Below are 16,100 nucleotides of genomic sequence, written 5' to 3'. Positions count from 1 at the left end.
GGAGATGGCGCGGTAGCCACCGCGCGCTGCGGCGCCATTATGGCATGCCGGCGCGCCGGTGGAAACTTTGCTTTCCCTGCGGAAACTAAAGCCGCCGGCCCCCCGATGGCTGGTTGACGCTTCGGTCCTGCTTAGCGCCGCGCCAGCAGCAGGCCGGCGATCACGCCCACGGCCGCGCCCAGGCCCACCGCCTGCCACGCATGGCCTTTGACGTAGCTGTCGGCCGACTGGGCCGCCAGCTTGCCACGCGCCGTCATGCTGTCCTGCAGGCGCAACAGATCCGACTTGGCCGTGCGCAGGGTGTCGTCGAAGCGGGCCTGCGCTTCGCCGGCGTTGTTGGCCGCGTTGCGCTTGGCTTCCTTGAGCCAGCTCTCGGCGTCGCCGATCACCAGCTTCAGATCGTTCATCAGTTTTTCGCGCGCTTCGTGGCTGTTGGCCTGGCTTTGCGCCATGTTGCCGTTCACGGCGCCATTTCCTTGTTGCACAGTCTGTTCCATGATGGTTACTCCCTGGTAAGGTGGATCACTACATCGTGAAATGCCCAGTGTATAAGTTGCTGCGCGGACGGCGCTGTGCGCCAGATCAAGCGTGTGCCGAACGCGCCTGGTGTCGTACTTAGCGCAGCGCGTAATCCAGGGCCACGCCGGCGAACACTGCGGCGCCCAGCCAGTTGTTGTGGCGGAAGGCGTAGAAGCAGGCGTCGCGCTCACGGCCCCGTATCAAAGTGTAATGGTACGCCGCTATGGCGGCTGCGGCCAGCAGTCCCGTAACGAACCAGATGCGCAGACCCAACAGCCAGCCGCAGGCCAGCAACAAGGTCAGGTTGGCGCCGTAGCAGAACATGACGGCGGCCACGTCGTGGCGGCCAAAGGTGATGGCGGAAGTCTTGATGCCGATCTTCAAATCGTCGTCGCGGTCCACCATGGCGTATTCCGTGTCATAGGCCAGGGCCCAGAACACATTGGCCACCAGCATCACCCAGGCCAGCGGCGGCACCGTGTCCTGCACGGCGGCGAACGCCATCGGGATGCCGAAGCCGAACGCGATCCCCAGGTAGGCCTGGGGCAGGGCGAAGAAGCGCTTGAAGTAGGGATAGCTGGCGGCGATGAGCACGGCGGCCACCGACAATTGCTTGGTCAGCGCGTTGAGCGGCAGGATCAGGCAGAACGACAGCACGGCCAGCGCGGCGGCGATGGCCAGCGCTTCCTTGCCGCTGACCTTGCCGCTGGTGATGGGGCGCTGGGCCGTGCGCTTGACGTGCTTGTCGAAATCCTGGTCGGCGTAATCGTTGACGGCGCAGCCGGCTGAACGCATCAGCAGCGTGCCCAGCGAAAAGATGGCCACCAGTTTCCAGTCCGGCTTGCCGCCCGAGGCCAGCCACAGCGCGCTCAGCGTGGGCCACAGCAGCAGCAGCGTGCCGATCGGTTTATCGAGGCGCAGCAGGCGCGCGTACAGCTCCAGCTTGTTCATGAGGGGGCGTCCGTTCCAGGGCAAAACGCGATTATCGCAAATCCTGGGCCGGCGCGTCAGGGGAGGGACTCAGTGGGCGTCGATCGGCAATGGGGTGACGCCGGGCAGGTGGCATTCGGCCACGGCGGCGCAAATGGCGTCGATGGCGGCTTTGCGGGTGAAGCTCTTGCGCCACACGATCACCACCCGGCGCGACGGTTCCGGCTGGGTGAAATGGCGGAAGCGCAGCATGCCCGTGTCGCTGTCCATGTCCGGCACGGAGGCGCGCGGCAGCACCGTCAGGCCGATGCCGGAAGCGACCATGTGGCGGATGGTGTCCAGCGACGAGCCTTCGAAGGTGCGCTGCATGCCGTTGCCGGGCGAGGAGAAGCGCGCCATTTCCGGGCACACTTCCAGCACCTGGTCGCGGAAACAGTGGCCGTTGCCCAGCAACAGCATGTTTTCCGTCTTCAAATCCTCGGCCGGAATGGCCGGGCGCCGCGCCCATGCATGCTGGGGCGGCATGGCCACGACGAACGGTTCGTCGTACAGCGCCTGTACGGCCATGCCGTGTTCGGGCAGCGGCAGGGCCATGATGGCCGCGTCCAGTTCTCCCTGGCGCAGCATTTCCAGCAACTTGACGGTGAAATTCTCCTGCAGGATCAGCGGCATCTGGGGCACCTTGGTGATCATGGCTTTCACCAGCGGCGGCAGCAGGTAGGGGCCGATGGTGTAGATCACGCCCAGCCGCAACGGGCCGGCCAGCGGGTCCTTGTTCTGCTTGGCCAATTCCTTGATGGCGGCCGTCTGTTCCAGCACCCGTTCGGCCTGGGCCACGATCTGCGCGCCCAGCGGGGTGACGGAGATTTCCGCTCCGCCCCGTTCAAACAATACGACACCCAGCTCGTCTTCGAGCTTCTTGATTGCTACCGAGAGTGTTGGCTGGGCGACATAACATGCCTCGGCGGCGTGGCCGAAGTGTTTCGCTCGTGCAACAGCAACGATGTATTTCAGTTCGGTCAGTGTCATAAAGGTATTTGAACACAGGCATTGCGGCGACGCAATGATATAAAGAGGTCAATCTCAACCGTTGTGTCATTCACGAAAAAGCGGTGGCGCCGGGCGCTGCCGATATAATGACACACCACGGCCGTGTCGCTGTATCGACTGATCGAAAGGTTCGCATGTCCTCCACTTTTGGCCCCGAAGAGGCCCAGGCCTACCTGCACAAGCTGCTCAAAGTCATGCACCACACGGGCGGCTCGGACTTGTTCATTTCCGCCGACTTCCCACCCAGCATGAAGTCGCAAGGCGCCATGAAGGCGCTCAGCCAGCAAAAGCTGAACGGGCAGGTGACGCGCGCGCTGGCGCTGTCCATCATGAACGAAAAACAACGCGCCGAGTTCGAAGCGGAACTGGAGTGCAACTTCGCCATCTCGCTGCCCGACGTGTGCCGCTTCCGCGTCAACGTGTTCGTGCAGCAACAGAACGTGGCCATGGTGATCCGCACCATCGCCTCCGAGATTCCCACCTTCGAAAAGCTGGACCTGCCCGACGTGTTGAAAGAGGTCATCATGACCAAGCGCGGGCTGGTGCTGGTGGTGGGCGGCACGGGTTCCGGCAAGTCGACCACGCTGGCGGCCATGATCGATTACCGCAACGCCAATTCGGCCGGCCACATCATCACGGTGGAGGATCCGGTCGAGTATGTGCACAAGAACAAGAGCTGCTTGATCACCCACCGCGAAGTGGGCGTCGACACGCTGTCGTGGCACAACGCGCTCAAGAACACCTTGCGCCAGGCGCCGGACGTGATCCTGATCGGCGAGATCCGCGACACGGAAACCATGGAGCACGCGATCGCGTTCGCCGAGACGGGCCACTTGTGCCTGGGCACGCTGCACGCGAACAACTCGAACCAGACCATGGACCGCATCATCAACTTCTTCCCCGAGGAGCGGCGCAACCAGTTGCTGATGGATCTGTCGTCCAACCTGCGCGCCATCGTCTCGCAGCGGCTGGTGCGCACCGAGGATGGCAAGGGCCGCAAGGCGGCCATCGAAATCCTGCTCAATACGCCCACCATCGCCGAGATGATCTTCAAGGGCAATTTCCAGTCGATCAAGGAAATCATGCACAAGTCGCGCGAACTGGGCATGTGCACCTTCGACCAGGCCCTGTATGAACTTTATAATAAGGGCTACATCGGCTACGAGGAAGCGATCCGCAACGCCGACTCGGCCAATGGCTTGCGTCTGCAGATCAAGCTGCGCGGCGAGCGGCGCGACGAACCGTCGGGCGCGTCCGGCGGCGAACTCAGCATGCAGATGGACGACGAGGAAGAAGACGAATAAACCCGGCCGGCCCTGGGCCGCCGCACCACCCAAGAAAAAACATGCCCGTATTTGAAAACAAGATTTGCACCCGTGAACAACTGGCCGCGCGCGTGGCCGCGCTGCCCAAGCCCGTGGTTCTGACCAATGGCGTGTTCGATATCCTGCACCGTGGCCACGTGACCTACCTGGCGCAGGCGCGCGCGCTGGGCGCCTCGCTGGTGGTGGCCGCCAACACGGACGCCTCCGTCAAACGGCTGGGCAAGGGCGACGACCGGCCCCTGAACAACTGCGCCGACCGCATGGCCGTGCTGGCCGCGCTGGAATCGGTCAGCCTGGTGGTGGACTTCGACGAGGACACGGCGCTGCAAGTGGTGCTGGAAGCCCGCCCGGAAATCTACGCCAAGGGCGGCGACTACGACATGGGGGCCATCCCGGAAGGCCAGGCCGTGCTGGCCTACGGCGGCCAGGCCATCGCCATCGATTTCGAACACGACCGCTCGACCACCAAGCTGCTGAACAAGGTACGCCAGGCATGAAACAGCCGTCGTCGCCGCACGGCACGCAGACGTGGCTGGCGACTGTGCGCGCCTACAACCTGTGCGAGACGGTGGTCAGCCGGCGGCTGGCCGAAATCCATCTGCGGGTGGGCGACCTGGAAGTGCTGGCCACGCTGGCCACCCGGCCTGGCCTCAGCCAGCGCGAGCTGGCCGCGCGCTGTTTCATCACCAAGAGCGGCGTGAGCATGCTGCTGACCCAGATGGCCGAGCGCGGCCTCGTCACGCGCGATACCGACGCGGAGGACGCCCGCACCAAGCGCCTGACCCTGACGCCGGCCGGCATGGCGCTGGCGCAGCAGGCCATGAAGATCCAGAGCGAGGTGGTGCAGGCCATGGTGGCCGGCACGTCGGAGGCGGAACTGAGCATCATCGGCCGCGTGATGGAACGCGTGTCGGCCCAGCTGGAAGCACTGCTGTAGCGGCAGCCGCCGTGGCCAGGCCCGCCGCGGCTTCCATTCAGGTGCGGGCGTCCTGGCTGGCCTGCAGGGCGGCGATCACCACATGGGGTGCGACGACGCCCTGCTTGCCCACCAACAGACCTTTCGACGTGCCCTCGGCGATGAGCTTGTCGCCGATGGTGAAGCGGTGCGTCATGAAGAAGTGACGCTCGTCCCAGTGCGTTAATTCCATCGTCGCCTTGAAGCGGCGGAACACGCCCAGCTCCTTGCGGTACTTCATCGTATGTTCCGCGATGACGGGCATCCAGCCATGCCTGACCATCAGCCGCGCCAGGCCGGAGCGGATGAACAGGTCGACCCGGTTCAGATCGCAAAGCGTCAGGTAGCGGCCGTTGTTGACGTGCAGGTTGATGTCGAGGTCGTTGGGCATGGTCATCAACGCCAGTTCGCTGGTGGCCGGGCCCACAGGCAGGCGCGGGCGGAACAGCGTGGTGATCAGCACGTAGAACAGCCGGATAAACAGATTCATGGCAGGGGCTCCGCAAAGGTAATGAAATTTGGTTCAGGTTTGAACAGTATAGTTCAAATTTGAACCATGCGTGGACATCGAACAAACCATGCGGTTTCCGTCCGCCCTGGCCGGCTGGCGGTCCCGGCGCCCGGTCCGCCTGCGCCGCTGTATAATTGTTTTCAAATAATTAACGAAGGCGGCGTCGTGGTCAGTGTGGAAAACGGAGAGCGGCGCCAGGCGCTGAAATGGATCGCGCTGTTCGGCGCGCTGCTGGCGCTGGACGGCGGCCTGCCCGCCATCGCGCGGACCACGGGCACGGCCACGGCGGACGCACAGAACGGCTACGCCTTGCAGCAGACCTCCAATTTCAAGGCCATCTACGGCAACCCGCAGCTGAAGGCGGCGTTCTACCAGTTCCTGCAGAACGTCTATCACCTGTATCCGGAACAGCGCTTGCACCAGTTGATTGCCGACGTCAGCGCGGCGGCGCCGTGCGACCGCGACATCTACCGGCTGGCCCAGTCGCGGCTGGGCGAAATCAAGCCGCTGCTGGGCGATGTGCGTTATGCCTTGCCGGCGCTGGCGCGGCAGAAGCGGGAAATGGCGCGCGAAATGCTGTCGCTGCTGGGCGATGCGCGCCGCGTCGACGGGTACATGGAAATCGGCACCACCGGCCGCTACATCAGTGCCTTCCGAAGCGCGCTGGAACTGAAGGGCGACCTGGTGCTGGTGCACACGGACGCAGCCGCCTATTCTCCCGTCGATCTGGCCGAGCGGGGCAGCCTGTTCAAGCTGGGCCGCTTCGTGCCGCTCAAGCAATATGCGCCGTTGACGGGGACCGAGGTGGCCGATGGCAGCCTGGACCTGATCAGCAATTTCATCGGCTTCCACCACAGCCCGCCGGACCGGCTCGATGGTTTCGTGCAGTCGCTGCGGCGCGCATTGCGGCCGGGCGGGCGCCTGATCGTGCGCGACCACGACGTCAGTTCGGACGACATGAATCGCATGGTGGCGCTGGCGCACGACGTCTTCAATATGGGCCTGGGCACGGACTGGAACCTCAACCAGGCCGAGATTCGCAACTTCACGTCGCTGTCCCAGCTGACGGCCTACCTGGAGCAGCGCGGCTTCAAGAACACGGGCAAGCAGCTGTATCAGCCCGGCGATCCCACCCGCAACGCGTTGATGGAATTTGTGCGGGTCTGAGTCCGGCGTCAGTAATCGTAGATGTGTTCCACCGTGTAGTGGCGGGCCGCGAGCTGGCGGACGATATCGGTCAGATGGCGCACGGGGGCATTGATGGCGATGCGCTTTTGCCGCGGCGCCGTCAGGATGGGCTTTTCGAACAGGACCTTGCCCTCGGCCAGGTCGTAGCGCCAGTCGGCCGGGACCAGGCTGGTCACGAGGATGGTGCCGTTGCCGGCGATTTCGCGGAACGCCACGCCTTGCTTGCCCAGTTCGATCACGTCGTCGCGGAATGCCTCGTAGCGGGGTAGCGACAGCAGGGTGCTGCCGTCGGCGAACTGGCTGATCACCTGCATCTTGCTGCCGGGGCGCAGCGCATCGGGCGCGACGTGGCTGGTGAGGGCCAGCATTTCCGTGTCGGCGTCGCCATACACGGCCTTGCTGGCCAGTTTGATGGCGCTGGCGTAACTGGCCTTGATCGTGTATTCCAGGCTCAGGATCAGCTTGCGTTCCCACTTGCGTACCATGTCGGGGCCGGTCAGCGGCGTCTCCACCCACAGGCGCTTGAGCGGTGTGGCGAATGAAAACTCGTACCACGGGTCGACCCGGATGAAGTCCACATAGTCCTGCGCCACCCTGGCCGCGAACACTTCTTCCGGCGTCACGTTGGCGCCGCGGGTCGCTTCGCTGGCGCGCCCCAGTGTGTCTTCATAGGCGCCCTTGATGGCGTTCTCCACCGTGTAGCTGGTGCCGATCACGCACACCATCAAGTGATAGCCCCAGTTGAAATCGTAGCTGGCGCGGGTGGCCGCATAGGCGTCCCAGTAGTACCCCCAGAACTGGCCGATGGCGCCAAAGTAAGGGTAGGCCGATGGCGGATGGTCCTTGATGAAGCGGGCATATTCATCGGGGTGGTAGACCAGCACCCATTCCGGCAAGGTCAGGTAGGTCTGGGCTTCGTCGCGCCGGTAGCCGGGCACGGAAGCCAGCGCGCGGGCGACCGTTGGCGCCGGCAAGGCCTGCGGCGCGGTGCGCTGGACCGGCAGGGGCGGCGCGGCGGGGCTGGCCGTCACCGCCACCCTGGCGGCAGGCGTGGCGGGCGCGGCGGGCAGGTAATAGGCATCCCATAGTTTGTTGCGGAATTTGTTGTCGGGGTCCAGCGCTTTTTTCAGCTGGAAGAAGGCGCCGGCGTTCGGGTAGGCGGCGTGGAACTGGGCTGGCGTGGCATGGATCTGGTACGGCAGATAGTAGGCGCCGCCCATGGCCGTGGCGGCGTCGATCATTTCGCGGGTCCAGGCGCGCACGGCGGCCTTGTCCTGCGCGCCCGTACCCTGCTTGTAGTACAGCACGTAGGCGAATACTTCCTTGCGGGCCCAGGCCAGCAGGGTGCCCGGGTCTTGCTTGGCGTGGCGGATCGAGACGTTGATGGTGTTGACGTGATGGCGGCGCAGGATCTCGCCCATCCTCGGCACGAACTGCTCCAGGTGTTCGACCGGCACGAAATATTCCTGCAGCACGTAGGTCGAGTCCTGGCGCGATGACGGCTCCAGTTCCTTGACGTCGTAGCTGGCCTCGTAGTTGCGCCACTCCACGCGCTCGCCGCGGAACACCAGCGGGTCGATCACGTGCTGGCGGAACGCTTTGCCGAACGGCAGTTCCGACATGATCCAGAAGGCGCCGCGGTCCAGCCAATAACGCTGGTCGGGCGGGATCAGGCGTTGCGGCACGGTCGGCGCCTTGCTGGTCTTGACGTAGGACGTTGCGCGCACGGTGTCGAACGCGTCCGGGTAAATGTCGGCATTGTGGAACACCACGTCCGGATCGCTGGCGATCTTGCCGAAGAAGTAGGCGCGGTAGGCCGACAGCGGCATGACTTCCGACTTGCGCTCGACGGCGACGTTGTCTGTCAAGGCCAGCGTGGCCTCGACGATCACGCCCAGCGCGCCGTAGCCGCCGATGGCGCCGTAGAAGATGGTGCTGTTCTCGTCGCGGCTGGCGCGCACCAGGCGGCCGTCCGGCAGCACGATGCGGATCGCTTTGACGGAATACACCAGCGGTCCCTGGCCGATGTAGCGCCCATGCACGTTGACGCTGAGCGAGCCGCCCACTGTGAAGTTGGAATAGGTCTGCATGATCTGCAGCGACAGGTTGTGGGGATCGATGAAGCGCTGCAGCTTGCGCCAGGTGATCCCGGTTTGCACGGTGACTTCCTTGCGCTCGGCGGAGAAGGCGAGCACCTGGTCGAACTGGCGCATGTCGATCTGCAGCGCCTGTTCCGTGGCCGTCTGGCCGCCCATGCTGTAGCGTCCGCCGCCGATGGAGATCGGGCCATGATGGGTTTTGACGGCGGCCACGATCTCGTCGAGCCGGGTCGGTGTCAGCACCTGCGCCACGGGAATGGGATTGAGCTGGGTGACGTCGTTAATGACCGCGCCTGTCCCGGCAGCGGCTATGGCGGGAAGCTGGAGCGGCAAGGCCAGCATGGCCAGCAGTATGGCCAGCACGCCGGCCGGCGAACGCAGGGGGCGGAACATGCGGATGTGGGACATGGCGGTCCGTGAAAGTGAGGGGCGGGCGGGTATCGGGCGGTAATCAGGCGGCCAGCCGGGCGCCCAGGCCGTAGCAGCTCATGGTTGCCAGCAACAGCAGCAGGGCCTTGCCGATGGCGACGGCGCCGCGCAAGGCGCCGCGCGATCTGAACAGATACCAGGGGAGGGCCAACGCCGGCAGGATCAGCATGGCGCCCAGCTGCATGGCGCTGCGCCGGTAGTGGCGTTGGGTGGCGTCCAGGTGGAACCAGCAAAATATCAGCAGCAGCGCGGCCAGCGCGAAGGCCAGCGATGCCACGTCGCCGCCATGCGGCCGACGATAATCGAACACGCCCGCTGCCAAGGCGATGACGGGCATCAGCATCAGTGGAAACGTCGATTTCTGCATCGTCAGGCGGCGGGTGGCGGGTCCGCAGGTTGGTTCTTGATGCCTGAGATTAGCAGAAATTCACTTTTTTGTGGGCAATCAGTTGCCGTTTTTGAAAGTTGCGTGGTGGGCTGGAATCCCGCCGTTGGCGTGGGCTGGCGGCGCACGAAGGCGGGGGCCGATCCGGCGCGCCCGCGCAGTCAGGCGCCGCCCGCGTAGCCGTTCTGGCGCCACGCCTCGAACACGACCACCGCCACCGTGTTCGACAGGTTCAGGCTGCGGTTGTCGGGCCGCATCGGCAGGCGGATGCGCTGGGCCGGCGGGAACGACTCGCGCAGGGCCGGGTCCAGGCCGCGCGTTTCGGAGCCGAACACGAACACGTCGCCGGGCCGGAACGCGGCGTTGGCGAATGGCGAGGAGCCGTGCGTGGTCATGGCGAACATGCGGGCCGGGTCGGGCTGGACGGCGGCCAGGAACGCATCCCAGTTCTTGTGCACCTTCATTTGCGCGTACTCGTGGTAATCGAGGCCGGCGCGTTTCAGTTTCGAGTCTTCCAGCGGAAAGCCCAGCGGTTCGATCAGGTGCAACTGGGCGCCCGTGTTGGCGCACAGGCGGATCACGTTGCCCGTGTTGGGCGGGATTTCCGGGTTGACGAGGACGACGTGGAACAAGGTGCTTCTCCTAAAAAAATCAGTGGGGCGGCGTGCGCGCGAACACCAGGTTGCTCACGCGCGCGGCGCCGTAACGCTTGAGGGTGGCGGCCAGCTCCTGCAAGGTGCTGCCGCTGGTCATGACGTCATCGACGATGCCGATGTGGCGGCCGGCCACCAGCGCCGGGTCGGCCACGGCGAACGCATGGACCACGTTGCGGCCGCGCTGCGCCGGCGCGACACGGCTTTGGGCCAGCGTGTCGTGCACCCGCCAGGCCAGCCGCGGCGCCAGCGCTACGCCCAGCATGCGCGCCAGCGGACGGGCGATTTCCAGCGCCTGGTTGTAGCCCCGTTCGGCCAGCCGTTGCGGCCCCAGCGGCACCGGGCACAGCAGGGCCGGCAGCACGAAGCCGGGCCGCTCCAGCACGGCGTCGCGCAACAAGCGGGCGAACAGGGCGGCGTGCGCCAGCCGGTGGCCGAATTTTAACTGCAATACCAGCTGGTCCAGCGGCATGGCGTAATCGGCGGCCACCACGGTGGCGTCGAACGCGGGCCGGTGCAGCAGGCAGCCGGCGCACAGGCCAGGTCCGGTAGCGGTGCCCGCCTCGGCGCCGGCGGGCAGCGGATTGGCGCACAGGTGGCAGCGCGCCGGGCGGTCGCCACCGGCGCCGAAAAACTGGGTAGTGCAAGGTGCGCACAGCGTATCCGGGCAGGCGGCGCCACACAGTGCGCACGCCGTCGGCAGCAAGCCATGCAGCAAGGCCGTACCGGTCCGGCGCAGCAGCGCGCGGGCGCTGGCGGGTGGCGGACGGCGCGGCGGTGGCGGGGCGGTCGGCATCGCGTTTGGCTACAACCATGTACACTGCCGACATTATCGCATCTTCACCGTCCCCTATTAAGAATCATGCAAGTGCCTGCTAATGCGCCCAAGCTGAGCGCACCCATCGACCTTGCGCGCGTGCGCGCCGCCTTCGCCCACCCCCAGCGGGTGCAACCGTCCGACTTCCTGCGGCGCGAGATCGCCTCGCGCATGCATGACCGGCTGAGCCTGATCAAGCTGTCGCCCCAGCGCGTGCTGGAAGCGGGCTGCGGCGAGGGCGCCGATTTGGCAACATTGCAGAAAGTTTATCCGGCGGCGCAGGTAGTGGGTGTGGACGCGGCCGAAGCCATGCTGGGCGCGGCCCGCGCGCGCGCTTCGCGGCCCGGCGCCATCAACCAGTTGATGAGCAAGTTGTTGCCGGCCAAGACGGGCGTGGACCTGGTGTGCGGCGATTTCGCGGCGCTGCCGCTGGGGCCGGGCGCCATCAACCTGGTGTGGTCCAACCTGGCGCTGCACTGGCACCCGCAGCCGGACCGCGTGTTCGCCGAGTGGCGCCGGGTGCTCAAGGTGGATGGCTTGCTGATGTTTTCCTGCTTCGGCCCCGACACGTTCAAGGAAGTGCGGGCCGCGTTCGAGGCAGTGGACATGGCGCCCCATGGGCTGCCGTTCGTCGACATGCACGATTTTGGCGACCAGCTGGTGGAGGCAGGCTTCTCGACGCCGGTGCTGGACATGGAAGTGATCACGGTCACCTACGACACGCCGCAAGCGCTGCTGGCTGACGTGCGGGCCTGGGGCGGCAATCCGCTGGCCACGCGCCGCCGTGGTTTGATCGGCCGCAAGGCCTGGGCCCGCATGCTGGCCGCGCTGGAACGGACCCGCCGTGCCGATGGCAAGCTGGGCCTGTCGTTCGAGATCATCTACGGCCACGCCTTCCGTCCCGCCCCGCGCGTGACGGCCGCGGGCGAGGCCATCATCCGCTTCGATCTGCCCCGCAAGCCGCGTTAAGCGGCGCGCGGCGGCACCATTGCAGCCACCCACTTCCTATCAAATTGCTATCTGATTGACGCACAGCAGCGGCCCGGACGGGCCCGCCGCTCGGGTGCGCTCGGCCATTTCTCGCCCGATGATGGTGCACTGCCACTATGGGAAATTGGATAATTCCTTGATGGAAGTCATTTTTGTTCTATATAATCGTTGACTAATTTTGTCATGTCTTGATATCGCCTACCTTATATAGGCGGCGTCGGGGGAGGCGAAGAGTAATTGCTAGTGCAGGCCGGGCATCTGATAGTAATATTAGCTACGCTTGGCGAAATATCAAGATTCTGCTCTACCGCAGCCTGATGTTTTTTGCGGGCGCGCCGGGCCGGATCTGAAGGTGTTTAAGGAGCGGCGGCGGTTCAACTCATCGAATCTTCACGCCGTTTTAAAAAAAATATATCCATTTTTTTTGGTGGTTGGGGAAAACATGAAACATGCAAAGCGACTTCAATCGTTGATGCTCGGGCTGTTGATGACAGCCGCGGGCATGCCGGCGTGGGCGGCCGACGCCCCGGTGGCGGCCGGCACCTACACGGCGGCAACGGGCGGTACCGGCGGTCCCATGGTGCGCGAACTGAACCTGCAGGCACCGGCGACCCAGATCGCGACCGAAGTCTACAGCCTGCACACCTGGATGATGGTGATCTGCATGGTGATCTTCGTCGCCGTGTTCGGCGTGATGTTCTATTCGATCATCAAGCACCGCAAGTCGCTGGGCCACAAACCCGCCACCTTCCATGAATCGACGGCCGTCGAGATCGCCTGGACCGTGGTGCCATTCCTGATCGTGATCGGCATGGCGCTGCCCGCCACCCGCACCGTGGTCGGCATGAAAGACACCTCCAACGCCGACATCACCATCAAGGCCACCGGCATGCAGTGGAAATGGGGCTACGATTACCTGAAAGGCGAGGGCCAGGGCATTTCCTTCCTGTCCAACCTGTCCACCCCCCGATCGCAAGTGGGCGCGCCCGGCGTGGCGCCGACCGAGCCGCGCGGCGAGAACTACCTGATCGAAGTGGACAACGAAGTGGTGGTGCCGGTCAACAAGAAGATCCGCATCGTCACCACCGCCAACGACGTGATCCACGCCTGGTCCATCCCCGCCTTCGCCGTCAAGCAGGACGCCATCCCCGGTTTCGTGCGCGACACCTGGTTCAAGGCCGAGCACACCGGCACCTACCGCGGCAACTGCGCCGAACTGTGCGGCAAGGAACACGCTTTCATGCCGATCGTCGTCAAGGTCGTGACGGAAGACGAGTACAAGGTGTGGGTCGACGGCAAGCTCAAGGAAATGGCCGCGCTGGCGGAAGATCCGAGCAAGGTGTGGACCATCGATGAACTGAAAACCAAGGGCGAGAAAGTGTACGCCACCAATTGCGTGGTCTGCCACCAGGCCAACGGCAAGGGCTTGCCCGGCGCGTTCGCCGCGCTGGACGGCTCGCCCGTCGTCACCGGTCCCAAGGCGGACCAGATCCACGTTCTGCTGAACGGCAAGAAGAGCGGCAAGTTCCCTGGCGAGATGCCAGCATGGAAACAACTGTCGGATACGGAGATCGCGGCTGTCATCACCTACACCCGCAACAGCTGGTCGAACAAGGCCGCCGAAAACATCGTTCAACCAGCCGAAGTCCTGGCTGCACGCAAGTAATTAGGGGAGTTACATGAGCACAAGCACTCTGGATCACGCACACGATCACGCCCACGGTCACGATCACGCGCACGACCATCCGCACGGCCTGTCGCGCTGGTTGTTCGCCACCAACCACAAGGATATCGGTACGCTGTACCTGTGGTTCTCCTTCATCATGCTGCTGTCGGGCGGCGTGCTGGCCCTGATGATCCGCACCGAGCTGTTCAAGCCCGGCCTGCAGTTCTTCCAGCCTGAATTCTTCAACCAGCTGACCACCATGCACGGCCTGGTGATGGTGTTCGGCGCCATCATGCCGGCCTTCGTGGGCTACGCCAACTGGATGATCCCGCTGCAGATCGGCGCCTCCGACATGGCCTTCGCCCGCATGAACAACTTCTCGTTCTGGCTGCTGCCACCGGCCGCCATCCTGCTGGCGTCGTCGTTCTTCGTGCCGGGCGGCGCCACCGCCGCCGGCTGGACCCTGTACGCGCCGCTGTCGAGCCAGATGGGTATCGGCATGGACATGGGTATCTTCGCCATGCACCTGATGGGCGCCTCGTCCATCATGGGTTCGATCAACATCATCGTCACCATCCTCAACATGCGCGCGCCCGGCATGACCCTGATGAAGATGCCGATGTTCTGCTGGACCTGGCTGATCACCGCCTACCTGCTGATCGCCGTGATGCCCGTGCTGGCCGGCGCCATCACCATGACCCTGACCGACCGTCACTTCGGCACCTCGTTCTTCAACGCGGCCGGCGGCGGCGACCCTGTCATGTACCAGCACATCTTCTGGTTCTTCGGCCACCCCGAGGTCTACATCATGATCCTGCCGGCGTTCGGCATTGTGTCGCAGATCCTGCCGGCGTTCGCCCGCAAGCCGCTGTTCGGCTACGCCTCGATGGTGTACGCCACCGCCTCGATCGCCATCCTGTCGTTCATCGTGTGGGCCCACCACATGTTCACCACCGGCATGCCGGTGACGTCGCAGCTGTTCTTCATGTACGCCACCATGCTGATCGCCGTGCCCACGGGCGTGAAGGTGTTCAACTGGATCGCCACCATGTGGAAGGGTTCCATGACCTTCGAGACGCCGATGCTGTTCGCCGTCGGCTTCATCTTCGTGTTCACCATGGGCGGCTTCACCGGCCTGATCCTGGCCGTGACCCCGATCGACATCCAGCTGCAGGACACCTACTACGTCGTGGCCCACTTCCACTACGTGCTGGTGGCCGGCTCGCTGTTCGCGCTGTTCGCCGGTTTCTACTACTGGTCGCCGAAATGGACCGGCCATATGTACAACGAAACCATGGGCAAGCTGCACTTCTGGCTGTCGCTGATCACCTTCAACATCACCTTCTTCCCGATGCACTTCCTGGGCCTGGCCGGCATGCCGCGCCGCTACGCCGACTACCCGGCGCAGTTCACGGACTTCAACATGATCGCCTCCATCGGCGCCTTCGGTTTCGGCCTGTCGCAAGTGTTCTTCCTGTTCTGCGTGGTGCTGCCAACCATTCGCGGCGGCAAGAAGGCGGAAGCGAAACCCTGGGATGGCGCGGAAGGCCTGGAATGGACCGTGCCTAGCCCGGCCCCGTTCCACACCTTCGAAACGCCGCCAACCGTCAAGTAATGGCAAGGGCGGGCCGCCAGCCGGCGGTCCGCCAACGATATTTCAGCAGTGAGTTGAGGATCATGTCCCAAGCGAACAAACCGAATAATGTGAGGACCGGCCTGATCCTGGCGTCCGTGGCGCTGGTGTTCTTCGTGTCCGTGTTCGTCAAGCACATCTGGCTGAGCTGACGTGGCCATGGACCAGGAAACCCGCGGCCTGAACCGGCAATTGCTGGCCAAGCTGCTCGTCATCGCCGTCATGATGTTCGGCTTCGGCTACGCGCTGATCCCCGTCTACAAGCAGATTTGCGAAGTATTGGGTATCAACGTGCTGACGCAGAAGGATGGCACGGTGACGCTGGACCAGAACACCCAGGTCGACATGAGCCGCACCGTCACCGTGGAATTCGACGGCAACGCCCAGGGACCATGGCGCTTCCGTCCCGTGGTGGCCAGCATGCAGGTGCATCCGGGCCAGCTGCAGACGATGCTGTATGAAGTGGTCAACACCCAGCCGCGTACCATGCAGGCCCAGGCCATCCCCAGCTACGCGCCGCAAAGCGCCATGCCGCACTTCAAGAAAGTGGAATGCTTCTGTTTCAAGCAGCAGACCCTGAAGGCGAACGAGGCGCGGCAGATGCCGGTGGTGTTCTACATCGATCCGGCCCTGCCCAAGGATGTGAAGACGATCACGCTGTCGTACACGTTTTTTGAAATCGCCGGTCTGGACCAGACGGCCTCGAAGTGAGCAAGGTGGACGCCATGGATGAAGGGAAGAAAGCGCAACCGCAGGCCTCGTTCCTGTACTCCATGCGGGCGGTGTTCTGGTCGTTTTTCGGCCTGCGCCGCAAGCGTGATTTCGACACGGATTCGGCTAAACTGAACCCGGTGCACGTCATCATCGCCGGCTTGATCGGGGTGGCCTTGTTCATCGCGCTGCTGATCACGATCGTTAAATTTGTCGTTTCAAAATAAAAAGTAGCATTC

The 16,100-nt window shown here is 64.2% G+C and carries 18 protein-coding genes; 10 read left to right on the top strand and 8 right to left on the bottom strand.

Annotated elements, in window-relative coordinates; genetic code table 11:
• Positions 1 to 131 precede the first annotated feature (131 nt).
• From H3H39_RS15615 to H3H39_RS15605, 3 genes are all read right to left on the bottom strand, one after another.
• Positions 132 to 497, bottom strand: coding sequence for an ElaB/YgaM/YqjD family protein (locus H3H39_RS15615; protein ID WP_182154312.1), 366 nt, complete (start codon positions 495 to 497; stop codon positions 132 to 134).
• A gap of 118 nt (positions 498 to 615) precedes the next feature.
• Positions 616 to 1,470 (bottom strand): 4-hydroxybenzoate octaprenyltransferase, encoded by an 855-nt coding sequence (ubiA, locus tag H3H39_RS15610; RefSeq protein WP_182154311.1) that lies wholly within the window; start codon positions 1,468 to 1,470, stop codon positions 616 to 618.
• Positions 1,471 to 1,539: 69 nt separating this feature from the next.
• Positions 1,540 to 2,478: a hydrogen peroxide-inducible genes activator gene (locus H3H39_RS15605; RefSeq protein ID WP_182154310.1), complete on the bottom strand. Its 939-nt coding sequence runs from the start codon at positions 2,476 to 2,478 to the stop codon at positions 1,540 to 1,542.
• A 155-nt stretch (positions 2,479 to 2,633) separates the two neighbouring features.
• Between H3H39_RS15605 and H3H39_RS15600 the strand changes: the two genes are divergently transcribed.
• The 3 genes from H3H39_RS15600 to H3H39_RS15590 are packed head-to-tail and all read left to right on the top strand — an operon-like array spanning position 2,634 to position 4,761.
• The gene (locus tag H3H39_RS15600; RefSeq protein WP_182154309.1) at positions 2,634 to 3,803 is read left to right on the top strand and encodes a PilT/PilU family type 4a pilus ATPase; all 1,170 of its coding nucleotides are present in this window, start codon (positions 2,634 to 2,636) and stop codon (positions 3,801 to 3,803) included.
• Between the two features lie 41 nt (positions 3,804 to 3,844).
• Entirely contained in the window at positions 3,845 to 4,321 is a 477-nt protein-coding gene (locus H3H39_RS15595) for an adenylyltransferase/cytidyltransferase family protein (protein ID WP_182154308.1), read from the top strand.
• Positions 4,318 to 4,761 (top strand): MarR family winged helix-turn-helix transcriptional regulator, encoded by a 444-nt coding sequence (locus H3H39_RS15590; protein ID WP_182154307.1) that lies wholly within the window; start codon positions 4,318 to 4,320, stop codon positions 4,759 to 4,761. Before H3H39_RS15595 ends, H3H39_RS15590 begins: the two co-directional genes overlap by 4 nt.
• Positions 4,762 to 4,798: 37 nt before the next feature.
• Here the strand turns inward: H3H39_RS15590 and H3H39_RS15585 are convergent, their stop codons facing one another.
• Positions 4,799 to 5,269: an acyl-CoA thioesterase gene (locus tag H3H39_RS15585; protein WP_182154306.1), complete on the bottom strand. Its 471-nt coding sequence runs from the start codon at positions 5,267 to 5,269 to the stop codon at positions 4,799 to 4,801.
• A 186-nt stretch (positions 5,270 to 5,455) separates the two neighbouring features.
• Here H3H39_RS15585 and H3H39_RS28380 point away from each other — a divergent pair, with 186 nt between their 5' ends.
• A complete protein-coding gene (locus H3H39_RS28380; RefSeq protein WP_182154305.1) occupies positions 5,456 to 6,457 on the top strand; it encodes a class I SAM-dependent methyltransferase in 1,002 nt (333 codons plus the stop codon).
• Between the two features lie 8 nt (positions 6,458 to 6,465).
• Here the strand turns inward: H3H39_RS28380 and H3H39_RS15575 are convergent, their stop codons facing one another.
• The 4 genes from H3H39_RS15575 to H3H39_RS15560 form a co-directional block, all read right to left on the bottom strand.
• Positions 6,466 to 8,985 (bottom strand): FAD-binding oxidoreductase, encoded by a 2,520-nt coding sequence (locus H3H39_RS15575; RefSeq protein WP_220461562.1) that lies wholly within the window; start codon positions 8,983 to 8,985, stop codon positions 6,466 to 6,468.
• 43 nt (positions 8,986 to 9,028) lie between these two features.
• Positions 9,029 to 9,349: a hypothetical protein gene (locus H3H39_RS15570; protein WP_182154304.1), complete on the bottom strand. Its 321-nt coding sequence runs from the start codon at positions 9,347 to 9,349 to the stop codon at positions 9,029 to 9,031.
• A 203-nt stretch (positions 9,350 to 9,552) separates the two neighbouring features.
• Positions 9,553 to 10,023 carry a tRNA (uridine(34)/cytosine(34)/5-carboxymethylaminomethyluridine(34)-2'-O)-methyltransferase TrmL gene (trmL, locus tag H3H39_RS15565; RefSeq protein ID WP_182154303.1) on the bottom strand — a complete coding sequence of 157 codons (471 nt, stop codon included), beginning with the start codon at positions 10,021 to 10,023 and terminating at the stop codon, positions 9,553 to 9,555.
• A 19-nt stretch (positions 10,024 to 10,042) separates the two neighbouring features.
• A complete protein-coding gene (locus H3H39_RS15560) occupies positions 10,043 to 10,840 on the bottom strand; it encodes a ComF family protein (protein WP_182154302.1) in 798 nt (265 codons plus the stop codon).
• Between the two features lie 66 nt (positions 10,841 to 10,906).
• On the opposite strand from H3H39_RS15560, the gene H3H39_RS15555 reads away from it, so the two are divergent.
• The 6 genes from H3H39_RS15555 (at position 10,907) to H3H39_RS15535 (ending at position 16,088) form a co-directional block, all read left to right on the top strand.
• Positions 10,907 to 11,830: a methyltransferase domain-containing protein gene (locus H3H39_RS15555; protein ID WP_182154301.1), complete on the top strand. Its 924-nt coding sequence runs from the start codon at positions 10,907 to 10,909 to the stop codon at positions 11,828 to 11,830.
• Positions 11,831 to 12,293: 463 nt separating this feature from the next.
• Positions 12,294 to 13,517 carry a cytochrome c oxidase subunit II gene (gene coxB / locus H3H39_RS15550; RefSeq protein ID WP_182154300.1) on the top strand — a complete coding sequence of 408 codons (1,224 nt, stop codon included), beginning with the start codon at positions 12,294 to 12,296 and terminating at the stop codon, positions 13,515 to 13,517.
• A gap of 13 nt (positions 13,518 to 13,530) precedes the next feature.
• Entirely contained in the window at positions 13,531 to 15,132 is a 1,602-nt protein-coding gene (gene ctaD, locus H3H39_RS15545) for a cytochrome c oxidase subunit I (protein ID WP_182154299.1), read from the top strand.
• Between the two features lie 62 nt (positions 15,133 to 15,194).
• Positions 15,195 to 15,302, top strand: coding sequence for a cytochrome oxidase small assembly protein (locus H3H39_RS27645; protein ID WP_220456333.1), 108 nt, complete (start codon positions 15,195 to 15,197; stop codon positions 15,300 to 15,302).
• 7 nt (positions 15,303 to 15,309) lie between these two features.
• Complete coding sequence (locus H3H39_RS15540; protein ID WP_182154298.1) at positions 15,310 to 15,861, top strand: cytochrome c oxidase assembly protein; 552 nt, start codon at positions 15,310 to 15,312, stop codon at positions 15,859 to 15,861.
• 14 nt (positions 15,862 to 15,875) lie between these two features.
• On the top strand, positions 15,876 to 16,088 hold the full coding sequence (locus tag H3H39_RS15535) for a DUF2970 domain-containing protein (protein ID WP_182154455.1): 213 nt from the start codon (positions 15,876 to 15,878) through the stop codon (positions 16,086 to 16,088).
• The last annotated feature ends 12 nt before the right edge of the window (positions 16,089 to 16,100 follow it).

Source organism: Rugamonas apoptosis (assembly GCF_014042355.1).
GTDB classification, from domain to species: Bacteria; Pseudomonadota; Gammaproteobacteria; order Burkholderiales; family Burkholderiaceae_D; genus Rugamonas; species Rugamonas apoptosis.
The sequence above is the reverse complement of the archived record's forward strand: the minus strand, read 5'-3'. Positions and strand labels throughout refer to the sequence as shown.

Coding starts and splice junctions, on each gene's coding strand:
- H3H39_RS15605 (WP_182154310.1), bottom strand. CDS start 2,478: ATGACACTGACCGAACTGAAATACATCGTTGCTGTTGCACGAGCGAAA.
- H3H39_RS15555 (WP_182154301.1), top strand. CDS start 10,907: ATGCAAGTGCCTGCTAATGCGCCCAAGCTGAGCGCACCCATCGACCTT.
- H3H39_RS15585 (WP_182154306.1), bottom strand. CDS start 5,269: ATGAATCTGTTTATCCGGCTGTTCTACGTGCTGATCACCACGCTGTTC.
- H3H39_RS15535 (WP_182154455.1), top strand. CDS start 15,876: ATGGATGAAGGGAAGAAAGCGCAACCGCAGGCCTCGTTCCTGTACTCC.
- H3H39_RS15615 (WP_182154312.1), bottom strand. CDS start 497: ATGGAACAGACTGTGCAACAAGGAAATGGCGCCGTGAACGGCAACATG.
- H3H39_RS15575 (WP_220461562.1), bottom strand. CDS start 8,985: ATGTCCCACATCCGCATGTTCCGCCCCCTGCGTTCGCCGGCCGGCGTG.
- H3H39_RS15600 (WP_182154309.1), top strand. CDS start 2,634: ATGTCCTCCACTTTTGGCCCCGAAGAGGCCCAGGCCTACCTGCACAAG.
- ctaD (WP_182154299.1), top strand. CDS start 13,531: ATGAGCACAAGCACTCTGGATCACGCACACGATCACGCCCACGGTCAC.
- H3H39_RS15595 (WP_182154308.1), top strand. CDS start 3,845: ATGCCCGTATTTGAAAACAAGATTTGCACCCGTGAACAACTGGCCGCG.
- H3H39_RS15560 (WP_182154302.1), bottom strand. CDS start 10,840: ATGCCGACCGCCCCGCCACCGCCGCGCCGTCCGCCACCCGCCAGCGCC.
- H3H39_RS15590 (WP_182154307.1), top strand. CDS start 4,318: ATGAAACAGCCGTCGTCGCCGCACGGCACGCAGACGTGGCTGGCGACT.
- H3H39_RS27645 (WP_220456333.1), top strand. CDS start 15,195: ATGTCCCAAGCGAACAAACCGAATAATGTGAGGACCGGCCTGATCCTG.
- ubiA (WP_182154311.1), bottom strand. CDS start 1,470: ATGAACAAGCTGGAGCTGTACGCGCGCCTGCTGCGCCTCGATAAACCG.
- H3H39_RS15540 (WP_182154298.1), top strand. CDS start 15,310: ATGGACCAGGAAACCCGCGGCCTGAACCGGCAATTGCTGGCCAAGCTG.
- H3H39_RS15570 (WP_182154304.1), bottom strand. CDS start 9,349: ATGCTGATGCCCGTCATCGCCTTGGCAGCGGGCGTGTTCGATTATCGT.
- coxB (WP_182154300.1), top strand. CDS start 12,294: ATGAAACATGCAAAGCGACTTCAATCGTTGATGCTCGGGCTGTTGATG.